Annotated in this window: 21 protein-coding genes and 2 tRNA genes; 15 read left to right on the top strand and 8 right to left on the bottom strand. The window is 31.9% G+C overall.

Features of this window, described 5'->3' with window-relative positions:
- Window positions 1–4 precede the first annotated feature (4 nt).
- From N5D90_RS09190 to N5D90_RS09135, 12 genes are all read left to right on the top strand, one after another.
- Complete coding sequence (locus tag N5D90_RS09190) at window positions 5–1,510, top strand: amino acid adenylation domain-containing protein (protein WP_280062248.1); 1,506 nt, start codon at window positions 5–7, stop codon at window positions 1,508–1,510.
- A gap of 13 nt (window positions 1,511–1,523) precedes the next feature.
- Entirely contained in the window at window positions 1,524–2,354 is an 831-nt protein-coding gene (locus tag N5D90_RS09185) for a GNAT family N-acetyltransferase (RefSeq protein WP_280062247.1), read from the top strand.
- A complete protein-coding gene (locus N5D90_RS09180; RefSeq protein ID WP_280062246.1) occupies window positions 2,335–2,565 on the top strand; it encodes an acyl carrier protein in 231 nt (76 codons plus the stop codon). The genes N5D90_RS09185 and N5D90_RS09180 overlap by 20 nt, the downstream gene beginning before the upstream one ends.
- Window positions 2,565–3,632: a ketoacyl-ACP synthase III gene (locus tag N5D90_RS09175; RefSeq protein ID WP_280062245.1), complete on the top strand. Its 1,068-nt coding sequence runs from the start codon at window positions 2,565–2,567 to the stop codon at window positions 3,630–3,632. The genes N5D90_RS09180 and N5D90_RS09175 overlap by 1 nt, the downstream gene beginning before the upstream one ends.
- Before the next feature lie 18 nt (window positions 3,633–3,650).
- Window positions 3,651–3,872, top strand: coding sequence for a phosphopantetheine-binding protein (locus N5D90_RS09170; RefSeq protein WP_280062244.1), 222 nt, complete (start codon window positions 3,651–3,653; stop codon window positions 3,870–3,872).
- The gene (locus tag N5D90_RS09165) at window positions 3,865–4,626 is read left to right on the top strand and encodes an SDR family NAD(P)-dependent oxidoreductase (protein ID WP_280062243.1); all 762 of its coding nucleotides are present in this window, start codon (window positions 3,865–3,867) and stop codon (window positions 4,624–4,626) included. Before N5D90_RS09170 ends, N5D90_RS09165 begins: the two co-directional genes overlap by 8 nt.
- A gap of 9 nt (window positions 4,627–4,635) precedes the next feature.
- Entirely contained in the window at window positions 4,636–5,379 is a 744-nt protein-coding gene (locus tag N5D90_RS09160; protein ID WP_280062242.1) for an SDR family NAD(P)-dependent oxidoreductase, read from the top strand.
- Complete coding sequence (locus N5D90_RS09155) at window positions 5,379–5,978, top strand: MBL fold metallo-hydrolase (RefSeq protein WP_280062241.1); 600 nt, start codon at window positions 5,379–5,381, stop codon at window positions 5,976–5,978. Before N5D90_RS09160 ends, N5D90_RS09155 begins: the two co-directional genes overlap by 1 nt.
- 6 nt (window positions 5,979–5,984) lie before the next feature.
- Window positions 5,985–6,644, top strand: a complete 660-nt coding sequence (locus N5D90_RS09150) for an acetyltransferase (RefSeq protein ID WP_280062240.1) — start codon at window positions 5,985–5,987, stop codon at window positions 6,642–6,644.
- Window positions 6,645–6,650: 6 nt separating this feature from the next.
- Window positions 6,651–7,256, top strand: a complete 606-nt coding sequence (locus N5D90_RS09145; RefSeq protein ID WP_280062239.1) for an acetyltransferase — start codon at window positions 6,651–6,653, stop codon at window positions 7,254–7,256.
- 35 nt (window positions 7,257–7,291) lie between these two features.
- A complete protein-coding gene (locus tag N5D90_RS09140; protein WP_280062238.1) occupies window positions 7,292–8,428 on the top strand; it encodes a DegT/DnrJ/EryC1/StrS aminotransferase family protein in 1,137 nt (378 codons plus the stop codon).
- Between the two features lie 149 nt (window positions 8,429–8,577).
- Window positions 8,578–9,597, top strand: a complete 1,020-nt coding sequence (locus tag N5D90_RS09135) for a phenylalanine--tRNA ligase subunit alpha (protein WP_038336503.1) — start codon at window positions 8,578–8,580, stop codon at window positions 9,595–9,597.
- A gap of 364 nt (window positions 9,598–9,961) precedes the next feature.
- Here N5D90_RS09135 and N5D90_RS09130 read toward each other — a convergent pair whose 3' ends face one another.
- Together N5D90_RS09130 and N5D90_RS09125 are read right to left on the bottom strand one after the other, a co-directional pair.
- Entirely contained in the window at window positions 9,962–10,453 is a 492-nt protein-coding gene (locus tag N5D90_RS09130) for a MepB family protein (RefSeq protein WP_280062237.1), read from the bottom strand.
- The gene (locus N5D90_RS09125; RefSeq protein ID WP_280062236.1) at window positions 10,454–11,521 is read right to left on the bottom strand and encodes an ABC transporter substrate-binding protein; all 1,068 of its coding nucleotides are present in this window, start codon (window positions 11,519–11,521) and stop codon (window positions 10,454–10,456) included. It lies immediately after the preceding gene.
- A 190-nt stretch (window positions 11,522–11,711) separates the two neighbouring features.
- On the opposite strand from N5D90_RS09125, the gene N5D90_RS09120 reads away from it, so the two are divergent.
- Window positions 11,712–11,785 (top strand) — tRNA-Arg (locus N5D90_RS09120).
- Between the two features lie 108 nt (window positions 11,786–11,893).
- On the opposite strand, the gene der is transcribed toward N5D90_RS09120, so the two are convergent.
- The 4 genes from der to N5D90_RS09100 form a co-directional block, all read right to left on the bottom strand.
- On the bottom strand, window positions 11,894–13,201 hold the full coding sequence (gene der / locus N5D90_RS09115) for a ribosome biogenesis GTPase Der (RefSeq protein ID WP_180905606.1): 1,308 nt from the start codon (window positions 13,199–13,201) through the stop codon (window positions 11,894–11,896).
- 103 nt (window positions 13,202–13,304) lie between these two features.
- Window positions 13,305–13,733, bottom strand: coding sequence for an adenylyltransferase/cytidyltransferase family protein (locus tag N5D90_RS09110; RefSeq protein ID WP_180905607.1), 429 nt, complete (start codon window positions 13,731–13,733; stop codon window positions 13,305–13,307).
- Window positions 13,734–13,768: 35 nt separating this feature from the next.
- A complete protein-coding gene (locus N5D90_RS09105) occupies window positions 13,769–14,119 on the bottom strand; it encodes a phosphomannose isomerase type II C-terminal cupin domain (RefSeq protein WP_038336510.1) in 351 nt (116 codons plus the stop codon).
- 112 nt (window positions 14,120–14,231) lie between these two features.
- Window positions 14,232–14,307 (bottom strand) — tRNA-Phe (locus N5D90_RS09100).
- A gap of 133 nt (window positions 14,308–14,440) precedes the next feature.
- On the opposite strand from N5D90_RS09100, the gene cls reads away from it, so the two are divergent.
- Complete coding sequence (gene cls, locus N5D90_RS09095; protein ID WP_280062235.1) at window positions 14,441–15,931, top strand: cardiolipin synthase; 1,491 nt, start codon at window positions 14,441–14,443, stop codon at window positions 15,929–15,931.
- Window positions 15,932–15,973: 42 nt separating this feature from the next.
- On the opposite strand, the gene N5D90_RS09090 is transcribed toward cls, so the two are convergent.
- The gene (locus tag N5D90_RS09090; protein ID WP_280062234.1) at window positions 15,974–16,612 is read right to left on the bottom strand and encodes an HdeD family acid-resistance protein; all 639 of its coding nucleotides are present in this window, start codon (window positions 16,610–16,612) and stop codon (window positions 15,974–15,976) included.
- Between the two features lie 174 nt (window positions 16,613–16,786).
- Here N5D90_RS09090 and N5D90_RS09085 point away from each other — a divergent pair, with 174 nt between their 5' ends.
- Window positions 16,787–18,112 carry a hydroxymethylglutaryl-CoA synthase family protein gene (locus tag N5D90_RS09085; protein WP_280062233.1) on the top strand — a complete coding sequence of 442 codons (1,326 nt, stop codon included), beginning with the start codon at window positions 16,787–16,789 and terminating at the stop codon, window positions 18,110–18,112.
- A gap of 35 nt (window positions 18,113–18,147) precedes the next feature.
- On the opposite strand, the gene N5D90_RS09080 is transcribed toward N5D90_RS09085, so the two are convergent.
- Complete coding sequence (locus tag N5D90_RS09080) at window positions 18,148–19,572, bottom strand: MATE family efflux transporter (RefSeq protein WP_280062232.1); 1,425 nt, start codon at window positions 19,570–19,572, stop codon at window positions 18,148–18,150.
- Window positions 19,573–19,574 lie beyond the last annotated feature (2 nt).

The following is a 19,574-nucleotide window of genomic DNA, read 5'->3' as shown; positions in this document are numbered from 1 at the left end:
TAAAATGAAAGTAAATTTAGTTGAATATTTTAAAGATAGTGTATCAAAATTTCCAAATCATATCGCTTTAGATGATAATTCTGAAAAACTGACATTTAATCAAGTTGATGAATTATCAAATAAAATAGCCTTAGAGATTTCAAAATTCATAAAACAACGGAATCCTATTGCAGTTTTATTACCTAAAAGTAATAATGCTATTTTGTCATTTATTGGAATTATGAAGAGCGGGAATTTCTACATCCCTTTAGATACTAAATCGCCTGTAGAAAGAATTGAAAAAATTATCAGTACTTTATCATCAAGTTGTATTATTACAGATAAAAAACATAGTGCAATTTTAGAAAAGATTAATTTTACAGGAAAGATAATTATTGTTGAACAAATTGAGAATCAAAAAGTAGACGACGAAAAGCTTGATGATCTTAGCCAAAATATTATAGATGTAGATCCTATTTATGCAATTTTTACATCAGGTTCTACTGGCCTACCAAAAGGTGTGCTCATTTCACATCGAAGTGTAATTGACTATATAGAATGGGCAAAAGAAACGTACGATATAACAGAAAGTGACGCAATAGGTAATCAAGCCCCTTTTTATTTTGATAACTCAACACTGGATATTTATTTGATGATTTGCACGGGAGCAACACTTAATATAATTCCGGAAGATCGATTTACATTTCCAATAAAATTAATAGAATATATTAACGAAAAGGAAATTAACTTCGTTTTTTGGGTTCCATCTGTTTTAGTTAATATCGCTAATTTTGATGTTTTCAATACGATAAAACCTCAATTTCTAGATAAAATTCTTTTTGCAGGTGAAGCAATGCCAAATAAGCATCTAAATTATTGGAGAAAAAACTATCCAAATTCCCTATATTCTAATTTATACGGACCAACAGAAATTACTGTAGATTGTACATTCTACAATGTTGAAAGAGATTTTCTTGATGATGAATCTTTACCAATTGGTAATGCATGTAGGAATACGCAGATATTAATTTTCAACGAGGAAAATAAAATAACAGAACAAGGTGAATTAGGAGAACTTTGTGTTAGAGGTTCTTCTCTATCATTAGGTTATTATAATGATCTTGAAAAAACGGTAAGCGCATTTGTTCAGAATCCATTACATAACAACTACCCTGATACAATATATAAAACAGGTGATTTAGTATATACTAATGAGTTGAATGAAATAATATTTGTAGGTCGAAAAGATTCGCAAATAAAACACATGGGATATCGAATAGAATTAGGAGAAATAGAAAATGCAATCTTAGGAGTAACAAATGTAGATAACGTTGCTGTTCTGTATGATGATGTTCAAAAACAAATAATTGCTTTTGTTATTACAACAGAAAGTTCAGCCAATATACGCAAAACAATTATGAATAATTTACCTAAATATATGATTCCTACTCGTTGGGAAATAATGGAAGAATTTCCATTAAATGCAAACGGGAAAATAAATAGATTAGAATTAAAAAAACTTTTTAATTAGTAATCTAGACGGAATGGAAGAAATTAAGAATTTTACTTACGCCGAAATAAAAAGTGAGTTGTTTCGCTTGAAGTCGAAAGAAATGAAAACAAATTTCTTTATGACCGAATCTCAGTTTAATCAATTATTATCTGAAAATAAAATTATCGTTTTCAAAACTGAAAAGGCTTGCTTTTTGTTAACAGATGACTTTGGTTTTAAAAGAATGTATTTTATCGTTTCGAATGCACTCGAGTTAAACCCTTTTTTAGAATATTTGACAGCTAATTACCAAAGCGAGATTTCAGTTGAAACTGCAGGTAATTCTAATTATTTACAAGAAATTAAAGAAACATTTCTTCAAAATGGGTTTTTCGAATATTCTTCGATGGTAAGAATGAGTAAAATTCGAAATGAAAAAGAGGAATTGAATTTTGAGAATATTCATTTATTAACCATAGATAAGAAAGAGGAATTTCACAGCCTTTACAAAAAATATTTTGATAAATTTGTAGAACGAATTCCGACTTCTGAAGAAATTGATGCCTTTATCGAAAATAAAAGTGCATATTATTTCTCGGATAATAATGAAATTCAAGGATTTATAGTTTTTGAAATCCACGGAATAACAAGTCATTTGCGTTATTGGTTTGTACACCCGAATTATAGAGAAAAAAAGATTGGATCAAAATTGATTCAATTGTTTTTCAATATTGGTGAAAACGTAAAAAGAGAGCTTTTTTGGGTGATAGAAAGCAACGAGAATGCCATAAAAAGATATAAGCATTTTGGGTTCGTAGAAGAAGATATGCACAACCTAATTTTAATAAATAAAAATAAAAAATATGAAGAGCCAAATTATTGAAATATTGAACGGAATTCGTCCAGAATTTAATTTTGGAACAGAAACAGAGTTTATTTCTAATGGAATGTTAGATTCGTTTGATTTAATCACTTTAGTAACGGAACTTGACGAAACTTTCGGAATTTCAATAGACGGTACAGATATTTTACCAGAAAACTTTGAAACGATAGATGCGATTGAAGCATTATTAATAAAGAACGGAGCGAAATAATGAAAATCAATTTCTCAAATAAAAAAATTACAGGAATGCTAAGTATTTTACCTTCAAACGAAGTGATGTTTGAAGATGAAATGCACAATTATAGCTTTTCTGAAGCCAAATCACTAAAGTTGAAAACAGCAATGGGATTTAAATCGAAAAGAGTTGTGGCAGATCAATCTACAACAAGTTACGATTTAGTAGTAAAAGGTTTAGATTATTTGTTTGAGAACAATTTGCTAAACAAAGATTCTATCGACGCTATACTTTTTGTAAGCCAAAGTCCAGAATACATTATGCCACCAACAAGTAATATCCTGCACGGAAAATATGAGTTAGATGAACAGGTAATTTGTTTGGATATCAATCAAGGTTGCGCAGGTTTTGTAGTGGGTTTGCAACAAGCTTTTATGCTATTGAATAACGAAGGTATTAACAAAGTTGTTTTGTGTAATGCAGATGTTTTAAGCCCTAAAGTTTCAAAATTCGATAGAAATAGTAACCCTTTAATTGGTGATGCAGCAGCAATTACTATTATAGAAAATACAACTGATGCCACATCAATTGTAGGTGAAATTCGCATGGATGGAAGCGGAGCAATGGCATTGAATGTGCCTGCAGGTGGAGCAAGAATGCCTATTACCGAAGAAACATCTGAACTTTATGAAGATGCTTTTGGTAACAAAAGAAGCAAAAATCATTTGGTGATGCAAGGGGATAATGTGTTCAACTTTGTTCAAACTAAAGTACCTGAGCAGATTAAAAATATCGTTGAAAATTCGAATGATAGTGTAGAAACGATTGATTATTTCTTATTTCATCAACCAAATCGCTTTATGCTACAAAAATTAGCAGATAAAATTGGTGTTAGCAGAGAAAAATTACCATCAAATGTGGTAGAAAATTTTGGAAACTCAAGTGGAGTTACCATTCCAGTTGTAACAACATACAATTTAGGAGAAAAATTAGAAAATTCAGAATTAAAAGTATGTTTTTCTGGTTTCGGAGTAGGCCTTACTTGGGGCACTATCATTATGAAACTTGGAAATTTGGACTTTTGTAAACTAATCTATAACTAAAATAAAAAACATCATAACATGGAAGATTTCTTAGAACAAATGGCAGAAATTATGGAAGTTGATACTGTAAACCCTTCAGATGAGTTAACATCTTTTGAAGCTTGGGATTCTTTAACAACTTTATCTATAATTGCATTAGCTGATGATGAATTTAGTGTGTCATTAACAAATGCAGAAATTGCTGAAGCAAATACAATCGAAGGTTTGCATCAATTAATTTTAAGTAAGAAAAATGCATAAAAATTTCTTAGACTTTTCAGATAAAGCTATCTTAATCACAGGAGCAGGTTCTGGAATAGGAAAAGCAACAGCTTTGTATTTATCATCGATAAATGCAAAGCTTCTTTTGTTAGATATTAACGAAGATGCATTAAAAGCTACTTTGAAATCTTGTAATGATCAATGTGATTATTTAGCAATAGATTTATCAGATAGTCATGGTATTAAGAATTTGGTTGGAGATAAAATAAAAACCTTCGGTCCTTTGGATGGAATGGTTCATATCGCTGGAATTCCTTATGTTTCTCCGCTTAAAACTTTAAATACAGATACTGTGGATAAAGTTTTAAAAATAAATACGGTTGCAGCCTTAGAGTTAGCAAAAGTATTTACCAAACATAAAATGTATAAAATAGAAAACCCATCAATTGTTTTCATTTCATCTGTATATGGACTTGTTGGTTCTGCTGCAAATGTTGCGTATGCAATGTCAAAATCGGCTTTGCACGGAATTACAAAATCTTTAGCGATAGAATTAGCACCAAAACATATTCGTGTAAACTGCGTTGCACCAGGTTTTATCAAAACTCAAATGTTAGATGATGTTTCAGGTTCTTTTGATGATGAATACAATAATCGTTTAAACCAATTACATCCTTTAGGATTGGGTGAAGCGGAAGATATTGCCTACGGAATTACCTATCTTTTATCGGATATGAGTAAATGGGTTACAGGTTCTATTTTGTCTGTTGATGGTGGTTTTACAGCACAATAAATTTAGGTTATGAAAGAAACAGTTTTATTAACGGGAGCAACAGCTGGTATTGGAGAAGAAATTGCGATTTCGGTTTCTAAACAATACAATATTGTTCTTAGTGGTAGAAATATAGAAAAATTGGAGGCTCTAAAAGCTAAATGTTCAACTGAGAATACAGTTTATACACTGCCTTTAGATTTATGTGATTTGGATAGTTTAGAAAAAAATATTTCTAGTTTTAATACTGAAAATCAGATTTCTATTGAAAAATTTGTGCATTGTGCAGGTTTTATGAAAATGGTTCCGTTGAAGTTAGTAAGCCAAGATTTGATGTTGGAAACTTTTAAAACCAATGTTTTTTCAGCAAATACAATTATTAAGCTTTTAACAAACAAAAAAGCAAATAATTCTGCTTTAAACAGTGTTGTTTTAATCTCGAGTAATATTAGCAATAGAGGAGCAAAAGCAATGAGTACTTATGGTGCTTCAAAAGCTGCATTGGATGGTTTAATGAGAAGTTTGGCTGTAGAATTGGCTCCAAAAGTAAGAGTAAATTCTGTTTTGCCAGGTGCTGTAATTACAGAAATGACGAAATCTATCTTCGAAAATGAGGAAGTAAGCAATAGAATGTCTGCCCAATATCCGTTAGGGATTGGTTTGCCAAATCATATTGCAGATGCAGTTAACTTTTTATTGTCCGAGCAATCAAGTTGGATTACAGGACAGCAATTAACAGTTGACGGAGGTAGAAGTATCAATATCACAGGATAATGTTCGCTTTACAAAAGTTTGAAAATACACCAATTGATTCTATAACCTATATTATTTCTAATCCAAGTAATAATAAGGCAATTATTATTGACCCTGGAACTGAAAATGATGCAAGAATTATTGACTTTTTAAAAGAAAGTAATTTAGAATTGGAGTTTATTTTTCTTACCCACGAGCATTTTGACCATATTTTAGGTGTTAATTTCTTGAGAAATAATTTTCCTGAAGTAAAGGTGATTTCATCTCAAAAAACATCTGAACGTTTACCGAATCCGAAGAAGAATTTAGCCATTTTTCACAATCAAATTAATTTAATTGTAGAAGAATCAGATCTTATCATAGAAGAAGGAGACCTACAGATGATTGATTTGAAATTTAAAGTTTTTAAAACACCTGGTCACACCGATTCGTCTATTAGTTTAAAAATAAACGATTCTTTTTTTTCAGGAGATTTTTTACTGCAAGGAACAAGAATCGTTACCAATCTGCCAACAGGATCCAAAAAGCAATACCAAGAAAGTATTGAAAAATATAAAGAAATGTTGAATGGATTAACTATTTATCCAGGACATGGAGAAGAATACAATTATAACCAATAATAAAAAATGAAACCAATAATATTTATAGGAAGTGGAGCTGTAGCTTCGGAGGTAATTTCTTATTTGGAAGATATTCAAAAGCAAGATCCTTCTGCAACATTTGAAATCTATGGTTTTTTGAATGATAGCGAAGAAGATTTTAAGTTAAAATCTGAAAAGTATGGTTTTGAGGGATCTTTTTTAGGACCGATTGCAGAACATCATTTTTCAGATAAATATTCTTATATTTTTGGATTTGCATCACCAGAAGGTAAAGCTAAAATAGCTCAAAAATTAGATATTCAAAATTTAGATTTCCCAAACATTATTCATCCATCAGTTGTTATTTCTAAGTCTGCAAAGCTTGGAAAAGGAAATGTAATTTACCCAAATTCGGTTATTGGTCCTAATGTAAGTATTGGTGATTTTAATTTAGTTACTTCGTATAGTTTCATTAGTCACGACTGTGTGATTGGAGATTATAATTTTTTATCAACAGCAGGTTTAGCTGGTAATGTGAACATTGGTAACCAGAATTTTTTTGGAATTAGGAGTACAGTTATCCCATCCGTTACGATAGGTTCAAATAATATAATTCAAGCAGGAATGGTTATTGATAAAAATGTAACAGATAACGAAACTGTTTTTCATCGATTTAAAGAGAAGGTGACAATTATAAAACAATAAGAAACGATGTATTTGTTTGGAGCAAATGGTCATGGAAAAGTGGTTGTTGAAATAGCAGAATTGCTTGATTTAACCATCAATGGAATCATTGATAATGCTCCTGTTTCTCATGAATTGTTTGGTTATCCCGTTCTTCCGAGTATTCCAAATAATTGCAAAGAGCTGTTCATTTCTATCGGTGATAATGGTATTCGAAAGAATATAGTACAACAAAATTTAAATATTAATTTTCCTATATTAATCCATCCTAAAACTTCTATCTCAAAAAGAGCAAAAATAGAAGAAGGTGCTGTTGTAATGTCAGGAGTTTCGATTAATTCGGAAGTAAACATTGGTAAACATTGTATTATTAATACCAATGGTTCTATTGACCACGAATGTATAATTAGTGATTATGTGCATATATCTCCAAATGCTGCTTTAGCAGGAAATGTTGAGGTAGGCGAAGGTACACATATTGGGATTGGTGCATGTATTATTCAAGGAATCAAAATAGGTAAATGGTGTACAATCGGTGCAGGAGCTGTCATTATAAAAGATGTTCCTGATGGTGCAACAGTCGTAGGAAATCCTGGAAAAATTATTAAGATTAAAGATATTTCAAATTTATAATTAACTAAATTTGTACAACAAAAACAACTATAAAAATGGCTGAAAAAATATGGTTATCATCTCCACATATGGGTGGAAATGAATTAAAATATATTCACGAAGCATTCGATGCAAACTGGGTAGCGCCTTTAGGACCAAATGTTAATGGTTTTGAAGCAGATTTAGAAAAATTCTTAAATGCAGATGTTAAAGTAGCTGCTTTATCTGCTGGTACAGCGGCAATTCATTTAGCTTTGATTGAATGTGGAGTTGGCTACGGAGATGAGGTTCTTTGCCAATCAATGACATTCTCAGCAACTGCAAATCCAATTGCTTATCAAGGCGCAACACCTGTTTTCATCGATTCTGAAAAAGATACATGGAATCTTTGTCCAATAGCATTAGAAGAGGCTATTAAAGATCGTATTGCAAAAGGAAAAACGCCAAAAGCAATATTAGCGGTTCATTTGTATGGAATGCCTTATAAGGTTGACGAAGTACATGCTGTTGCCGATAAATATAACATTCCAGTGATCGAAGATGCTGCGGAAGCTTTAGGGTCTACTTTCAAAGGTAAATCTGCGGGAACATTTGGACGTTTTGGTGTTTTATCATTCAACGGGAATAAAATTATCACCACTTCGGGTGGAGGAGCTTTGGTTTCCCATACACAAGAAGATAAAGATAAAGCGGTATTTTTAGCGACACAAGCGCGTGATAATGCACCTCATTATCAACACTCACATATTGGGTACAATTACCGTATGAGTAATATTACAGCAGGTATCGGTCGTGGACAAATGGAAGTTTTAGCGGATAGAGTAGCAGCTCGTCGTGCAATGAATAAATTCTACCAAGAGTTGTTTGCGGATATTGATGGCGTAACTGTTTTTGTAGAACCAAGTTCTGATTATTTCTCTAACCATTGGTTATCTGCGATTTTAATTGATTCAAAAGTAGCAGGGAAAACGCGTGAAGATTTGCGTCTAGCATTCTTGGTAGATGATATCGAATCTCGTCCATTATGGAAACCAATGCACATGCAACCTGTTTTTGCAGATGCACCTTATTATGGAGGAACGGTAGCAGAAGAATTATTCGAAAATGGATTATGTCTTCCTTCTGGTTCTAATTTAACAGATGCAGAACGCGAACGAATTACAGCTAAAGTAAAAGAAGTATTTGGAAAATAATTTTTAAAAATATAATATCAATCAAATCCTCTTAAGTTTTCTTAGGAGGATTTTTATTTATAAGAATTAGACGTTTTTAATAAAAGTACTCGAATAATTTGTTATAAGTTGATTATCGGTTAAATTTGTAATCAAATTGATCAGAAATTATGATTGACCAAATCAAACAATATATTGAAGAAGTAAAAAACTTCCATTCAACAAATGCTGCTGAAATTGAAGAATTCAGAATTAAATTTTTAGGAAAAAAAGGAATTTTAACGGACTTGTTTACACAGTTCAAATCTGTTCCGAATGAACAAAAAAAGGAATTTGGTCAAGTTGTGAATGAATTAAAAACATTAGCAACTGAAAAATCAACTGTTCTTAAAAATGAAATCTCAAACGAAGGAAAAACAGATTCTTCTTTAGATTTAACGCGTCCTGGAGAGCCTTTTACATTGGGATCTCGTCATCCAATTAACATTACAAAAAATCGTATTATCGAGATTTTTAATCGCATTGGATTTAGCGTTTCTGAAGGTCCAGAAATCGAAGATGATTGGCACAATTTTACAGCGTTAAATTTGCCTGCGCATCACCCTGCGAGAGACATGCAAGATACATTTTTTATCGAAACTGATCCAGATATTGTGTTGCGTACGCATACATCCTCTACGCAGATTCGTCATATGGAGAAAAATCAACCGCCAATGCGTTTCTTAGCGCCAGGTCGTGTTTACCGTAACGAAGCGATTTCGTCTCGTTCGCATATGATGTTCCACCAAATCGAAGGTTTGTATATCGACGAAGGTGTTTCGTTTGCAGATTTGAAACAAACTTTAAGTTATTTTACAACTGAGTTATTTGGTAAATCTGAAATTCGTTTACGTCCTTCATATTTCCCATTTACAGAGCCTTCTGCAGAGGTTGACGTATATTGGGGATTAGAAACTGAAACCGATTATCGTATGACAAAAGGGACAGGTTGGTTAGAAATTATGGGATGTGGAATGGTAGATCCTAACGTTTTGCGCAATGTAGATATCGATCCTGAAAAATATTCGGGTTATGCATTCGGTATGGGAATTGAGCGTATTGCGTTGTTGTTGTATCAAATTGGGGATATCCGTTTGTACACAGAGAATGATAAACGTTTCTTAGAGCAATTCCAATCAGAATTATTTTAAGATTAATAGAATATAAATGAAAAATCCGCTTATCAAGCGGATTTTTTTATTTTGAAAAACATTGATTTGATTCTTTTTAAGAATATTTTACAAAGTAATAATTAATGTATCGTCTTATTAAAATGGTCTTAACGTCATAGATTTACAGCCTTGACTTTTTGGTTACTTTTTAGTCAAGTAAAAAGTGACATAAAAATATAAGGAATATCTAATTTATAGGATATTTTTATTTAAATCTCAAATTTTCAAATATAAATATAGTAGAGATTTCTCCTAATGTCGGAATGACATTTTCCCTAGTTTTAATTTTCATAAAAAAGTATTCAGGAAATGTCATGTCGAGCTAGTCGAGACATCTAAATTATTATTTGAATAATGATTTAACTTTATTTAAATCAATCTGTTGATTGTCGATTTCTACAAAATAATCTTGTTGCCAATTTTGAGTTTTCTCCGCTTGTTTATTTTCAGGTTTTACCCAATTCGGATAAACTCTAAAACCTCTTTTTCCTTCTTTTTTAATTGAGGTCAAAATATTCTTTTCAATTAAAATTGATTTCGGAAAAATATAAAAACCTAGTTTAGAATCATCTTCTGCAGCAATAATATAATAATCAAATACATCATTTTCATCGAAAGGTTCGGTTTGTTTAGCTGTATTTCGTTTCCATAACGTTACAAATTGACCAACTTTTTTAGGCGTAATTTTCGCTTTTCTAAATTTTATAGAAAACTCATTAACATTGAAATTATAACCAACACATTCATCACATTCTAAATCTTTTTCTAGCTTAGAAATGGATAAATTCATTGATTTTAGAACAAAATCTTCAAGTTTTTGAATAATCTCAGTCATTTATTTCAATTGTTGATAAAAGTATAAATCATAAGTTGGAAATAAATTTGGATAGAAAATTTTTCCTAAATCATTCAAAATAATATCTGGTCGAAGAATTCCTTGCTCAAAATAATCATTCGAACCTTTTGCATTCATTCGTTTATTGTAAGCATATACATTTCCTTTTTTGAACGCATCAAACCACGCATAATTTGGATAAGAAGCTTTCATTTCTGCTAATGAATTTACGTTTGTTACATTGATCCAATAATTTGCAGATTTTCCAACTGTATAAACTTCTTCAAACGTTAAGCTCAAACTATTTTCACCTGTTTTATTCTTGAAAATATAATTTCCTTTCGCATCGTCAATCAATTTTGCTTGCAACAAATCATTTGTCGGAGCATACCAAATATCGCCATACATTGTATTGACAATTGTTGAAACATTACCTTGTGCTTTGGTTTGAATGATATTTTTGATCGAATCATAATTATTTTTAACCGTTTCTACACGTTTTTCAGCTTCTGTATCTTTTCCGAATAATTTTCCGAAAACCTTCAAATACTCAACTTGTCCCATTGGATTTTGCTCTTTGTATTCATCCAAATACAATACTTTTATCCCATTTTGTTCCAATTGTTGATGAAATTTTGCCAAAACAGGATTTGAATTTGCAATAATCAATTGTGGTTTATTTTTTAAGATGATTTCTGTGTATAATTCGTTCGAATTTCCAACTTTTAAGATTGATTTATTCGCGATCCCTTCAGCAATTTTAGGATTGTAAATAAAATCTGCATCGCAAACTCCTTTGATTAAATTAAGACTTCCTAATTGATCTAAAAACGTCACAGCAGACGAAGTTTCTACCATCACAGTTTTGATTGGCAAGTCTTTTTTATCAAAAGAAATCGTATTTCCAGATGATTTTATCGTGATTGTTTCGTTGTTTTCTTCGATAGAAATATTTTTTGCAAACTGAAAAGTTGTATTTTCTTGTTCAGTTTTAACAGCTTCTTTCGACTGTTTACAACTACTAATGGCAAGAAGAATGAATGAACTTAGAATTAATTTTTTAATCATTTTGGTTTGAATTTAGTGGAAGCAAGTTAAGAATTCTGCCAAAATCATAAAAAAATATTTTTGTAAGCAATTGATACGTTGTAAATTAAATTATTGTTAAAAATTTTTCTCGAAAAGCTTAGGTTTTTACGATAAAAGTGCTGTATATTTGCATTCGAAATAAGGGAAAATACTTTCAATTATTTCAAACGGCCGAGTGGCGCAACTGAATAGCGCACTTGATTACGGCTCAAGAGGTTACAGGTTTGAATCCTGTCTCGGTCACAAAAATGCTCAGCGTCAATCGTTGAGCTTTTTTTATGAATGTTAAATTCTATTGTTATCAATAAAAAAGTCCATCTACAAATTGTAAATGGACTTTTTGGATTTTTATTATTTCTTTCTGAAGTAAACTTCAACTGGAACTCCTTCAAAATTAAATTCCTTTCTCAATTGATTTTCAATAAATCGTTTGTAAGGATCTCTAATATATTGCGGCAAGTTACAGAAAAACGCAAATTGAGGCGTTTTTGTAGGTAACTGCGTTACATATTTGATTTTGATGTATTTTCCTTTTACTGCAGGTGGAGGTGTAATCTCGATAATCGGTAACAAAGTTTCGTTTAATTTACTTGTTTTGATACGGCGACTACGATTCTCGTAAACTTCGATAAATGTATCAACAGCTTTCAAGACACGTTGTTTTGTAAGAGCCGAGATAAACAACACAGGAACGTCTGTAAAAGGCGCAATACGTTTTAGAATAGCATCTTTGTATTCTTTCATTGTATTGGTTTCTTTCTCCAATAAATCCCATTTGTTGATTAAGATGACAACACCTTTTCGGTTACGTTCTGCTAAATAAAGAATGTTCAAATCCTGTGCTTCAATTCCACGTTCTGCATCAATTACTAAGACACAAACGTCACATTCTTCGATTGCACGAACCGAACGCATCACAGAATAGAATTCTAAATCTTCGCTAACTTTCCCTTTTTTACGCATTCCGGCAGTGTCTACCAAAACAAATTCGTGTCCAAATTTATTGTACAACGTTTCGATAGAATCACGTGTTGTTCCTGCGATATCCGTTACAATATTACGTTCTTCACCTAATAATGCATTGATTAATGTAGATTTTCCAGCATTTGGACGACCTACGATCGTAATTTTAGGTAAACCTTCGAATGGATCAATGTGTTCTTCTTCTGTAAAACAATCTACCACATCATCCAATAATTCACCTGTTCCACTTCCGCTCATTGCAGCGATTGTGTACATTTTTTCGAATCCTAAGTTATAAAACTCATAAGAATCGTCTAAATTTTTGTTGGTATCGACCTTATTCACAACTAAGAATGTAGGCTTCTTAGTGCGTCTTAAAAGGTTGCCAACTTCCTTATCCATATCCGTTAAACCAACTTGATTGTCTACCATGAACAAAATTACATTTGCTTCATCAATAGCTAATTCAACTTGCTTGCGGATCTCTTCTTCAAAGGTATCATCTGAACCAACGACATACCCTCCGGTATCGATTACGGTAAACTCTTTTCCATTCCAATCAGATTTTCCATAGTGACGGTCACGTGTAACACCAGAAGTGTCATCAACGATAGCTTGTCTTTTTTGGATCATTCTGTTGAAGAACGTAGATTTACCAACGTTTGGTCTTCCTACAATTGCAACTATATTTGACATTTTGCAAAGGTATAATTTTTAGAATTATTTTTTACATTAATTTTTTGATTGAGAAAGTATTGTAAATAAAAAAGGTTAGATAAACTCTAACCTTACTCCATTTTTATTTTACAACTTTAAGAAGTTCTTTTTCAGCAACCACTTTTCTAAGTCCAGAACTTGAGAAACGGTGGTCTCTTGAATTGTAGTACAATTCGATTCCTTTTTCTTCACAATATTTACGTCCTGTGAAGTTTTTATCTTGGTATTCAATACCTAAAATACGCACATCAATTTTGAACGATCTCAAAACATCTTCCAAATCTTCTTCAGTTGCATAAGGTACAATTTCGTCAACAAATTTGCAGCCTTTTAACTGAATGTAGCGTTCTACAACAGTTTGTGTTGGTTTGTTTTTTTCTGGTCGATCTAATGTAGGATCAGTTTGTAAACCCACAATCAAATAATCGCAATGTTGTTTTGCGTCTTCTAGCATTTTGATATGTCCAGCATGGAGCAAATCAAAAGCACTAAATGTAATTCCGATTTTCATAGTCAATTAGTTTAGTATTTTATAGTTAGTTTTTGTTAATCTTCAGATGATCGGTTGTAATCATCTTCGATGCGAATGATGTCTTCCTCCCCAAAATACGTACCATGCTGAACTTCGATAAAAATTAATGTCTCATTACCTATGTTCTGAATACGATGTTTTGCTTTTAATGGAATAATAACGACTTCTCCCGCCTTGTATTCATATTCTTTATCGTCAAGTGTCACCATTGCAGTTCCCTGAACAATTGTCCAAACTTCCGCACGATGATTGTGATATTGGTAAGACAAACGCCCACCAACATTCACTTCTATTCTTTTTAATTTATATATATCGGTGTCCTCTAATACATAATAAGAACCCCAAGGTCTATTTCCTATTTCCATGTTTTATGCAATTTACGGAATATTTAGATACAACTCTAAAATACTCGATGAATAAATTGTTATGTTCATTCAAAAAAAAAACCTCAAACACATGCTTGAGGTTTTATAAATGTGGTGGTGCCTCCAGGAATCGAACCAGGGACACAAGGATTTTCAGTCCTTTGCTCTACCAACTGAGCTAAGGCACCGTCATTTTGGATTGCAAATATAAGAAGGTTTATTCATCATTTCCAAAATTATTTTTAAATATTTTCTGTTAATTTTTTAAGCAGTTGATTTTTATTCATTTATTTTTATAAAAAAATTACGAATCTGTAACAAATGGAATGGTCAATCACACTTTTGCACATCTGGAACTTTATCAAAGAATGGTATTGGGTACCGCTTACAATCCTTTATATAATGGTGATTGTTACTATTTTGATCGAAAATAGAAATCCAACCAAAACAATTGCATGGATATTAGTGATTGTTTTTCTACCATTTATAGGAATAATTCTATATTTTTTCTTTGGACAGAAATTCAAAAAAGATCAATTTTTTAGTCGAATAGATAAAAATCATCAAAAAATCATCAATGAAAAATGGACTGAAATGGATCAATTTGTTCAAGATGATTTAGATAAAGTAAATACAAGAATAGGTTCGTTGTCGCAGGTTTATCGTTATTTAAATAATGCAAGAGTTGCTTATCCTGCAACAAATAATAAAGTAAAGTTGTTGACAAATGGAGAAGAAAAATTCCCTCTTTTCTTGGAAGCTTTACGTGAAGCGAAAGATCATATTCATCTCGAATATTATATTTTTGATGAAGATCATATCGGAAATGAAATCATTGATATTCTGATTGAAAAAGCTAAAAATGGTGTAGAAGTTCGTGTTACTGCGGATGATTTTGGCTCGCCGAAACTAAATAAACATCAATCAAGATTTGATGGGACAGGAGTCGAATTTCAAACATTTTTACCTGTTCGATTTTCTTCTTTGGCGAATTCTAATTACCGTAATCACCGCAAAATTTTGATTGTTGATGGCAAAAAAGCATTTGTAGGCGGAATTAACATTAGTGATAAATACATCAATCAAAATGGTGTAATAAGCCCAAATAATAAGGTTTATTGGCGTGATACTTCTGTGATGATTGAAGGAGATTCTATCAATAGTTTGCAATTGCATTTTTACTTAAATTGGATGATGACGGAAGGCAAAAAGTTCAATATTTCTGATCCAAAATATTTTTATTCAAGTAAAGAAAAGAACGATTTTTCAACGGTTAGTTTCGGACTTTCTTCACCAGGAAGTGATTTACACTCGGCAATGGAAGCTATGATTTTGGCAATTACTTTGGCGAAAAAGAAAGTGCAATTGTGCACGCCATATTTTATACCAAGTGATGAATTTAAGACAGCGATGATGATTGCGGTTTCGAGTGGAGTAGAAGTGGAGTTGATTATTCCTAAAAAAGGCGATTCTATTGTGGTGCAACAAGCGTCATTATCATTCCTAAAACCTTTGATGAAGCGAGGTGTAAAAGTGTATTTGTATGAAAAAGGATTTATTCACGCCAAAACAATTACGGTCGATGACAAATTGGCTTTTATTGGAACAGTGAATTTAGATTACCGTAGTTTTATGATTAATTTCGAGATTACTTCGGTGATTGAAAACGTGACGTTATTACAACAAATGAGTGTTCAATTTGATAGAGATAAAGACGATTCCGAATTATTAACTATTGAAAAATGGGAAAATAGACCTTGGTATAACCGTGCGTTTGCATCAATTTGTAGATTATTAGCACCAATATTGTAAAACAAAAACCTCCACTTCAATTAAAGTGGAGGTTTTTGTTTTTTATTGATTTTTAAAATCTTCGATTTCTTTTCTAATTTCTTCATATCGACTTCTCAAATCGTCTGAAATATTATTCGGGATATCTTTAATCTTCTTCAATTGTAGTGAAATAAAAATCGCAAATAATCCTGTCGAAATAACCGCTAAACCAAGCCATGCAACAGCTGTTAAACCTGCTAATTGTGGTTTTGATAATAAAATAAGCGAAACAACTAATCCTACAATTGCCAAAAATAACGAAACACCCCAATCTTTTACACCATAATTTTTTAGGTCGAAAGCATAACTAATTCCAGAAATTGAGCGGAATAACACTAAGAACCCAACATAATAAGCAAAAACTTCTAAGCTTAAAATTGGATTAACAACTAACATAAATCCGACAATTGCTGTGATAATTCCATAAGTTAATGTCCAGCCCCAACTGTCAATTTCATCTTTATTTGAAATCGAGAAAATGATTTCCGAAATTCCAGAAAATAAAAAAGATACAGCAAAAAATACTGAAAGTGCAACATACGATGCTGTTGGAAAAGCGAATGTGTAAATTCCAAGTCCAACGAATAATAATCCTATGATTAATAAAATCCACCAATATTTGACTGAATTTTTGATTGATTTGTAAAAAGTACGAGCCATTTTGAAAAAAATATTTTAAATATTACTCCTAAATTTAAGACATTTTACAATTAAACCTATACTTTTTTGATTAATTTATAATGAATATCGATTTCTTAAAATTCAGGATTTATTTCATACCTAATAAAAATTAAAATACGCTTAACTTTGAAGTTCGCTTAAAAAATAACGAAAATGAAGTATGGAATAGAGGCGGCTTCTATCTACGTTCCGCATATATATTTACCAATAAAAGATTTAGCAATTCAGCGTAATATTGATCCTGATAAACTTGAAATTGGTTTGGGTTTAAAGAAAATGTCAGTTTTAGATGCTCACGAAGATACAGCAACGATTGCTGCGAATGCTTTATTGAAATTGATGACTGATTTTAATATTAATCCAAACGAAATCGGACGAATTTATTTAGGAACAGAAAGTGCTTTGGATGGCGCAAAACCAACGGCAACTTACGCAGTTCAATTGGTAGAATCTGTTTTGGCAAATCAATTCGGAGAACGACCTTTCAAGCACACAGATGTTGTGGATATGACGTTTGCGTGCGTGGGTGGAGTAGATGCAATGCACAATTCTATCGATTATGTTCGTGTAAATCCAGCTAAAAAGGCGATTGTAATTGCGGCCGATTATGCAAAATATGGTTTAGAATCGACGGGAGAATATACACAAGGTGCTGGTGCAGTAGCGATGTTAATTTCTAATCAACCAGATTTGATTGCGTTTGATAACAATTGGGGAATTGGAATGGAATCTGTTTTTGATTTCTTCAAGCCTCATCAATCAACTTCTGATGCAAATATTTTGAATGCTTTAGGAACTACAAAATCTGAAATCGAAATCTTTTCTGATGAACCAGTTTTCGAAGGTCAATATTCTAACGAATGTTATAAAAACAGAGTTAGAGAAGCTTATTTTGATTTTAAAGAAAAAGCTGCTGTTGAAGGTAAATTGTATGAAAATTGGCGATTTATTGCTTTTCACTTGCCTTATGCATTTCAAGGAAAAAGAATGTTTTCGGATGTTTTTGCGTTAGAAAATGGTCAAAATAATTCGAATGAGAACTTGAAAATTGTTTCAAAATCGGATGAATATAAAGCCTTAATCAAAGAAAAAGTAGAACCAACTCAACGTGCTTCTTCAGAGATCGGAAATATGTACACAGCTTCTGTTTTCACGGCATTTTTATCAGCTTTACAAGTTAGTGCTGATAATGATGAAGAGTTGAATGGAAAAACTGTTGGATTTATTGCGTATGGTTCTGGATCTAAATCAAAAGTTTTTCAAGGACAAATTGGCGAAGGTTGGAAAAATGTGATGAATAAAATAGATTTGTTCAATTATTTGAATCAAAGAGAAGCGATTTCTTTTGAACAATACCAAGATCTACACAATAAAAATCTAAAAACATCTATTAATGATTCGAAAGGTTTTGCCTTAGATCGCATTGAAACTGAAATTCCAGATTTGAAAGGTGCAAGATATTATACTTACAAAGGATAAAAACATAAAAAAATCGCTCATTTGAGCGATTTTTTTTATACTATTTTCTGCTTCCATTTCCCTCGTTTAAAGAGAATAAATGCTAAAATTGCAATAAACGTTTCCGAAACAGGAATTGCTATAAAAACGCCTTCTTCTTTTAGGTTGAAATGATACGTTAACACATACGCTAATGGAATTTGGAATAACCAAAATCCAACAAAATTAATGATGGTTGGCGTCATCGTATCTCCAGCGCCGTTAAAAGCATTCATCATTACCATTCCAATTCCGTATAATAAAAAACCAGTTGCAAGAATGTACATTCCCTCTTTTGCAACGATTTTGATATGTTCTTCTGTTGTAAAAATTGAGACTAAATAATTGCTTAATCCATAGAAAATAACACTTACAATCAACATGTAAATGATGTTAAATTTCATGGTCATAAGGACTGATTTTTCTGCTTTTTCGGGATCTTTATTTCCTAAGTTTTGACCAACTAAAGTTGCCGCAGCATTACTCAATCCCCAAGCAGGTAACATAAAAAACATCATCAATCGTAAAGCAGTTTGATAACCAGACGATGCAATTTCTCCACCAGATTGAGCAACAATTCGAGCGAGAATAATCCAACTACAACTTGCAATAATGTATTGTACAATAGCAGGAACTGCAATTTTTACAATATTGATAATGAGTTTAGATTTTGGGACGAAATAGCTCCATTTGATTTGAATTAATGAATCTTTTTTCGTTAGACAATACAATTGATAAATCACTCCGCCACTTCGTCCAATAGCAGTTGCTAAGGCAGCTCCTTCTAATCCCATTTCAGGAAAAAAGAACCATCCACGAACAAGAATTGGACACAAAATAATATTGATTCCATTAGCTAACCACAAGCTTTTCATGGCAATTGCTGCATTCCCAGCTCCACGAAAAATTCCATTAATCAAGAATAATAATACAATTGATAAACAACTTGCCATTATTATTTTAGTGAAATTCTTCCCATATTCTGCGGCTTGTTCGGTTGAGCCCATCCAAATCAATAAATCTTTTGCGAATATAAATCCGAAAATACTCAACAGAATTGTAATTATTATCGATAATAAAATTGCTTGCGAAGCACTTTCCGAAGCTTTTTCGGGTTTCTTTTCACCAATTCTTCGTGCAATAATGGCAGTTGCAGCCATACTTATTCCGATCGAAATCGAATAAACAATTGTTAATAAGGATTCTGTAAGACCAACGGTTTGTATAGCGAAAGCGCTTTCTTTTAAATGTCCTACAAAATATAAATCGACCAATGCAAAGACAGATTCCATCACCATTTCGAACATCATCGGAATAGCTAATAGAAATACTGATTTTTTTAGAGGTAATGCGGTTAAATCTAAGTTTTCGCTTGAAAAAGATTGTTTTATTAACGAAAAAATAGACCCAATTTTGGCTGTTAAAGACTTTTCTACAGTCATTT

Origin of the sequence: Empedobacter sp. GD03797, from assembly GCF_029842105.1 — a bacterium.
Lineage (GTDB): Bacteria > Bacteroidota > Bacteroidia > Flavobacteriales > Weeksellaceae > Empedobacter > Empedobacter falsenii_C.
This window is presented reverse-complemented; position numbering and strand designations above follow the sequence as displayed.

Excerpts from the sequence above, each read along its gene's own strand:
- N5D90_RS09125 (WP_280062236.1), bottom strand. The coding sequence starts at position 11,521 with ATGATTAAAAAATTAATTCTAAGTTCATTCATTCTTCTTGCCATTAGT.
- N5D90_RS09185 (WP_280062247.1), top strand. The coding sequence starts at position 1,524 with ATGGAAGAAATTAAGAATTTTACTTACGCCGAAATAAAAAGTGAGTTG.
- N5D90_RS09130 (WP_280062237.1), bottom strand. The coding sequence starts at position 10,453 with ATGACTGAGATTATTCAAAAACTTGAAGATTTTGTTCTAAAATCAATG.
- cls (WP_280062235.1), top strand. The coding sequence starts at position 14,441 with ATGGAATGGTCAATCACACTTTTGCACATCTGGAACTTTATCAAAGAA.
- N5D90_RS09110 (WP_180905607.1), bottom strand. The coding sequence starts at position 13,733 with ATGAAAATCGGAATTACATTTAGTGCTTTTGATTTGCTCCATGCTGGA.
- N5D90_RS09085 (WP_280062233.1), top strand. The coding sequence starts at position 16,787 with ATGAAGTATGGAATAGAGGCGGCTTCTATCTACGTTCCGCATATATAT.
- N5D90_RS09165 (WP_280062243.1), top strand. The coding sequence starts at position 3,865 with ATGCATAAAAATTTCTTAGACTTTTCAGATAAAGCTATCTTAATCACA.
- N5D90_RS09145 (WP_280062239.1), top strand. The coding sequence starts at position 6,651 with ATGTATTTGTTTGGAGCAAATGGTCATGGAAAAGTGGTTGTTGAAATA.
- N5D90_RS09175 (WP_280062245.1), top strand. The coding sequence starts at position 2,565 with ATGAAAATCAATTTCTCAAATAAAAAAATTACAGGAATGCTAAGTATT.
- der (WP_180905606.1), bottom strand. The coding sequence starts at position 13,201 with ATGTCAAATATAGTTGCAATTGTAGGAAGACCAAACGTTGGTAAATCT.
- N5D90_RS09090 (WP_280062234.1), bottom strand. The coding sequence starts at position 16,612 with ATGGCTCGTACTTTTTACAAATCAATCAAAAATTCAGTCAAATATTGG.
- N5D90_RS09170 (WP_280062244.1), top strand. The coding sequence starts at position 3,651 with ATGGAAGATTTCTTAGAACAAATGGCAGAAATTATGGAAGTTGATACT.
- N5D90_RS09080 (WP_280062232.1), bottom strand. The coding sequence starts at position 19,572 with ATGACTGTAGAAAAGTCTTTAACAGCCAAAATTGGGTCTATTTTTTCG.
- N5D90_RS09180 (WP_280062246.1), top strand. The coding sequence starts at position 2,335 with ATGAAGAGCCAAATTATTGAAATATTGAACGGAATTCGTCCAGAATTT.
- N5D90_RS09140 (WP_280062238.1), top strand. The coding sequence starts at position 7,292 with ATGGCTGAAAAAATATGGTTATCATCTCCACATATGGGTGGAAATGAA.
- N5D90_RS09135 (WP_038336503.1), top strand. The coding sequence starts at position 8,578 with ATGATTGACCAAATCAAACAATATATTGAAGAAGTAAAAAACTTCCAT.
- N5D90_RS09150 (WP_280062240.1), top strand. The coding sequence starts at position 5,985 with ATGAAACCAATAATATTTATAGGAAGTGGAGCTGTAGCTTCGGAGGTA.
- N5D90_RS09160 (WP_280062242.1), top strand. The coding sequence starts at position 4,636 with ATGAAAGAAACAGTTTTATTAACGGGAGCAACAGCTGGTATTGGAGAA.
- N5D90_RS09155 (WP_280062241.1), top strand. The coding sequence starts at position 5,379 with ATGTTCGCTTTACAAAAGTTTGAAAATACACCAATTGATTCTATAACC.
- N5D90_RS09190 (WP_280062248.1), top strand. The coding sequence starts at position 5 with ATGAAAGTAAATTTAGTTGAATATTTTAAAGATAGTGTATCAAAATTT.
- N5D90_RS09105 (WP_038336510.1), bottom strand. The coding sequence starts at position 14,119 with ATGGAAATAGGAAATAGACCTTGGGGTTCTTATTATGTATTAGAGGAC.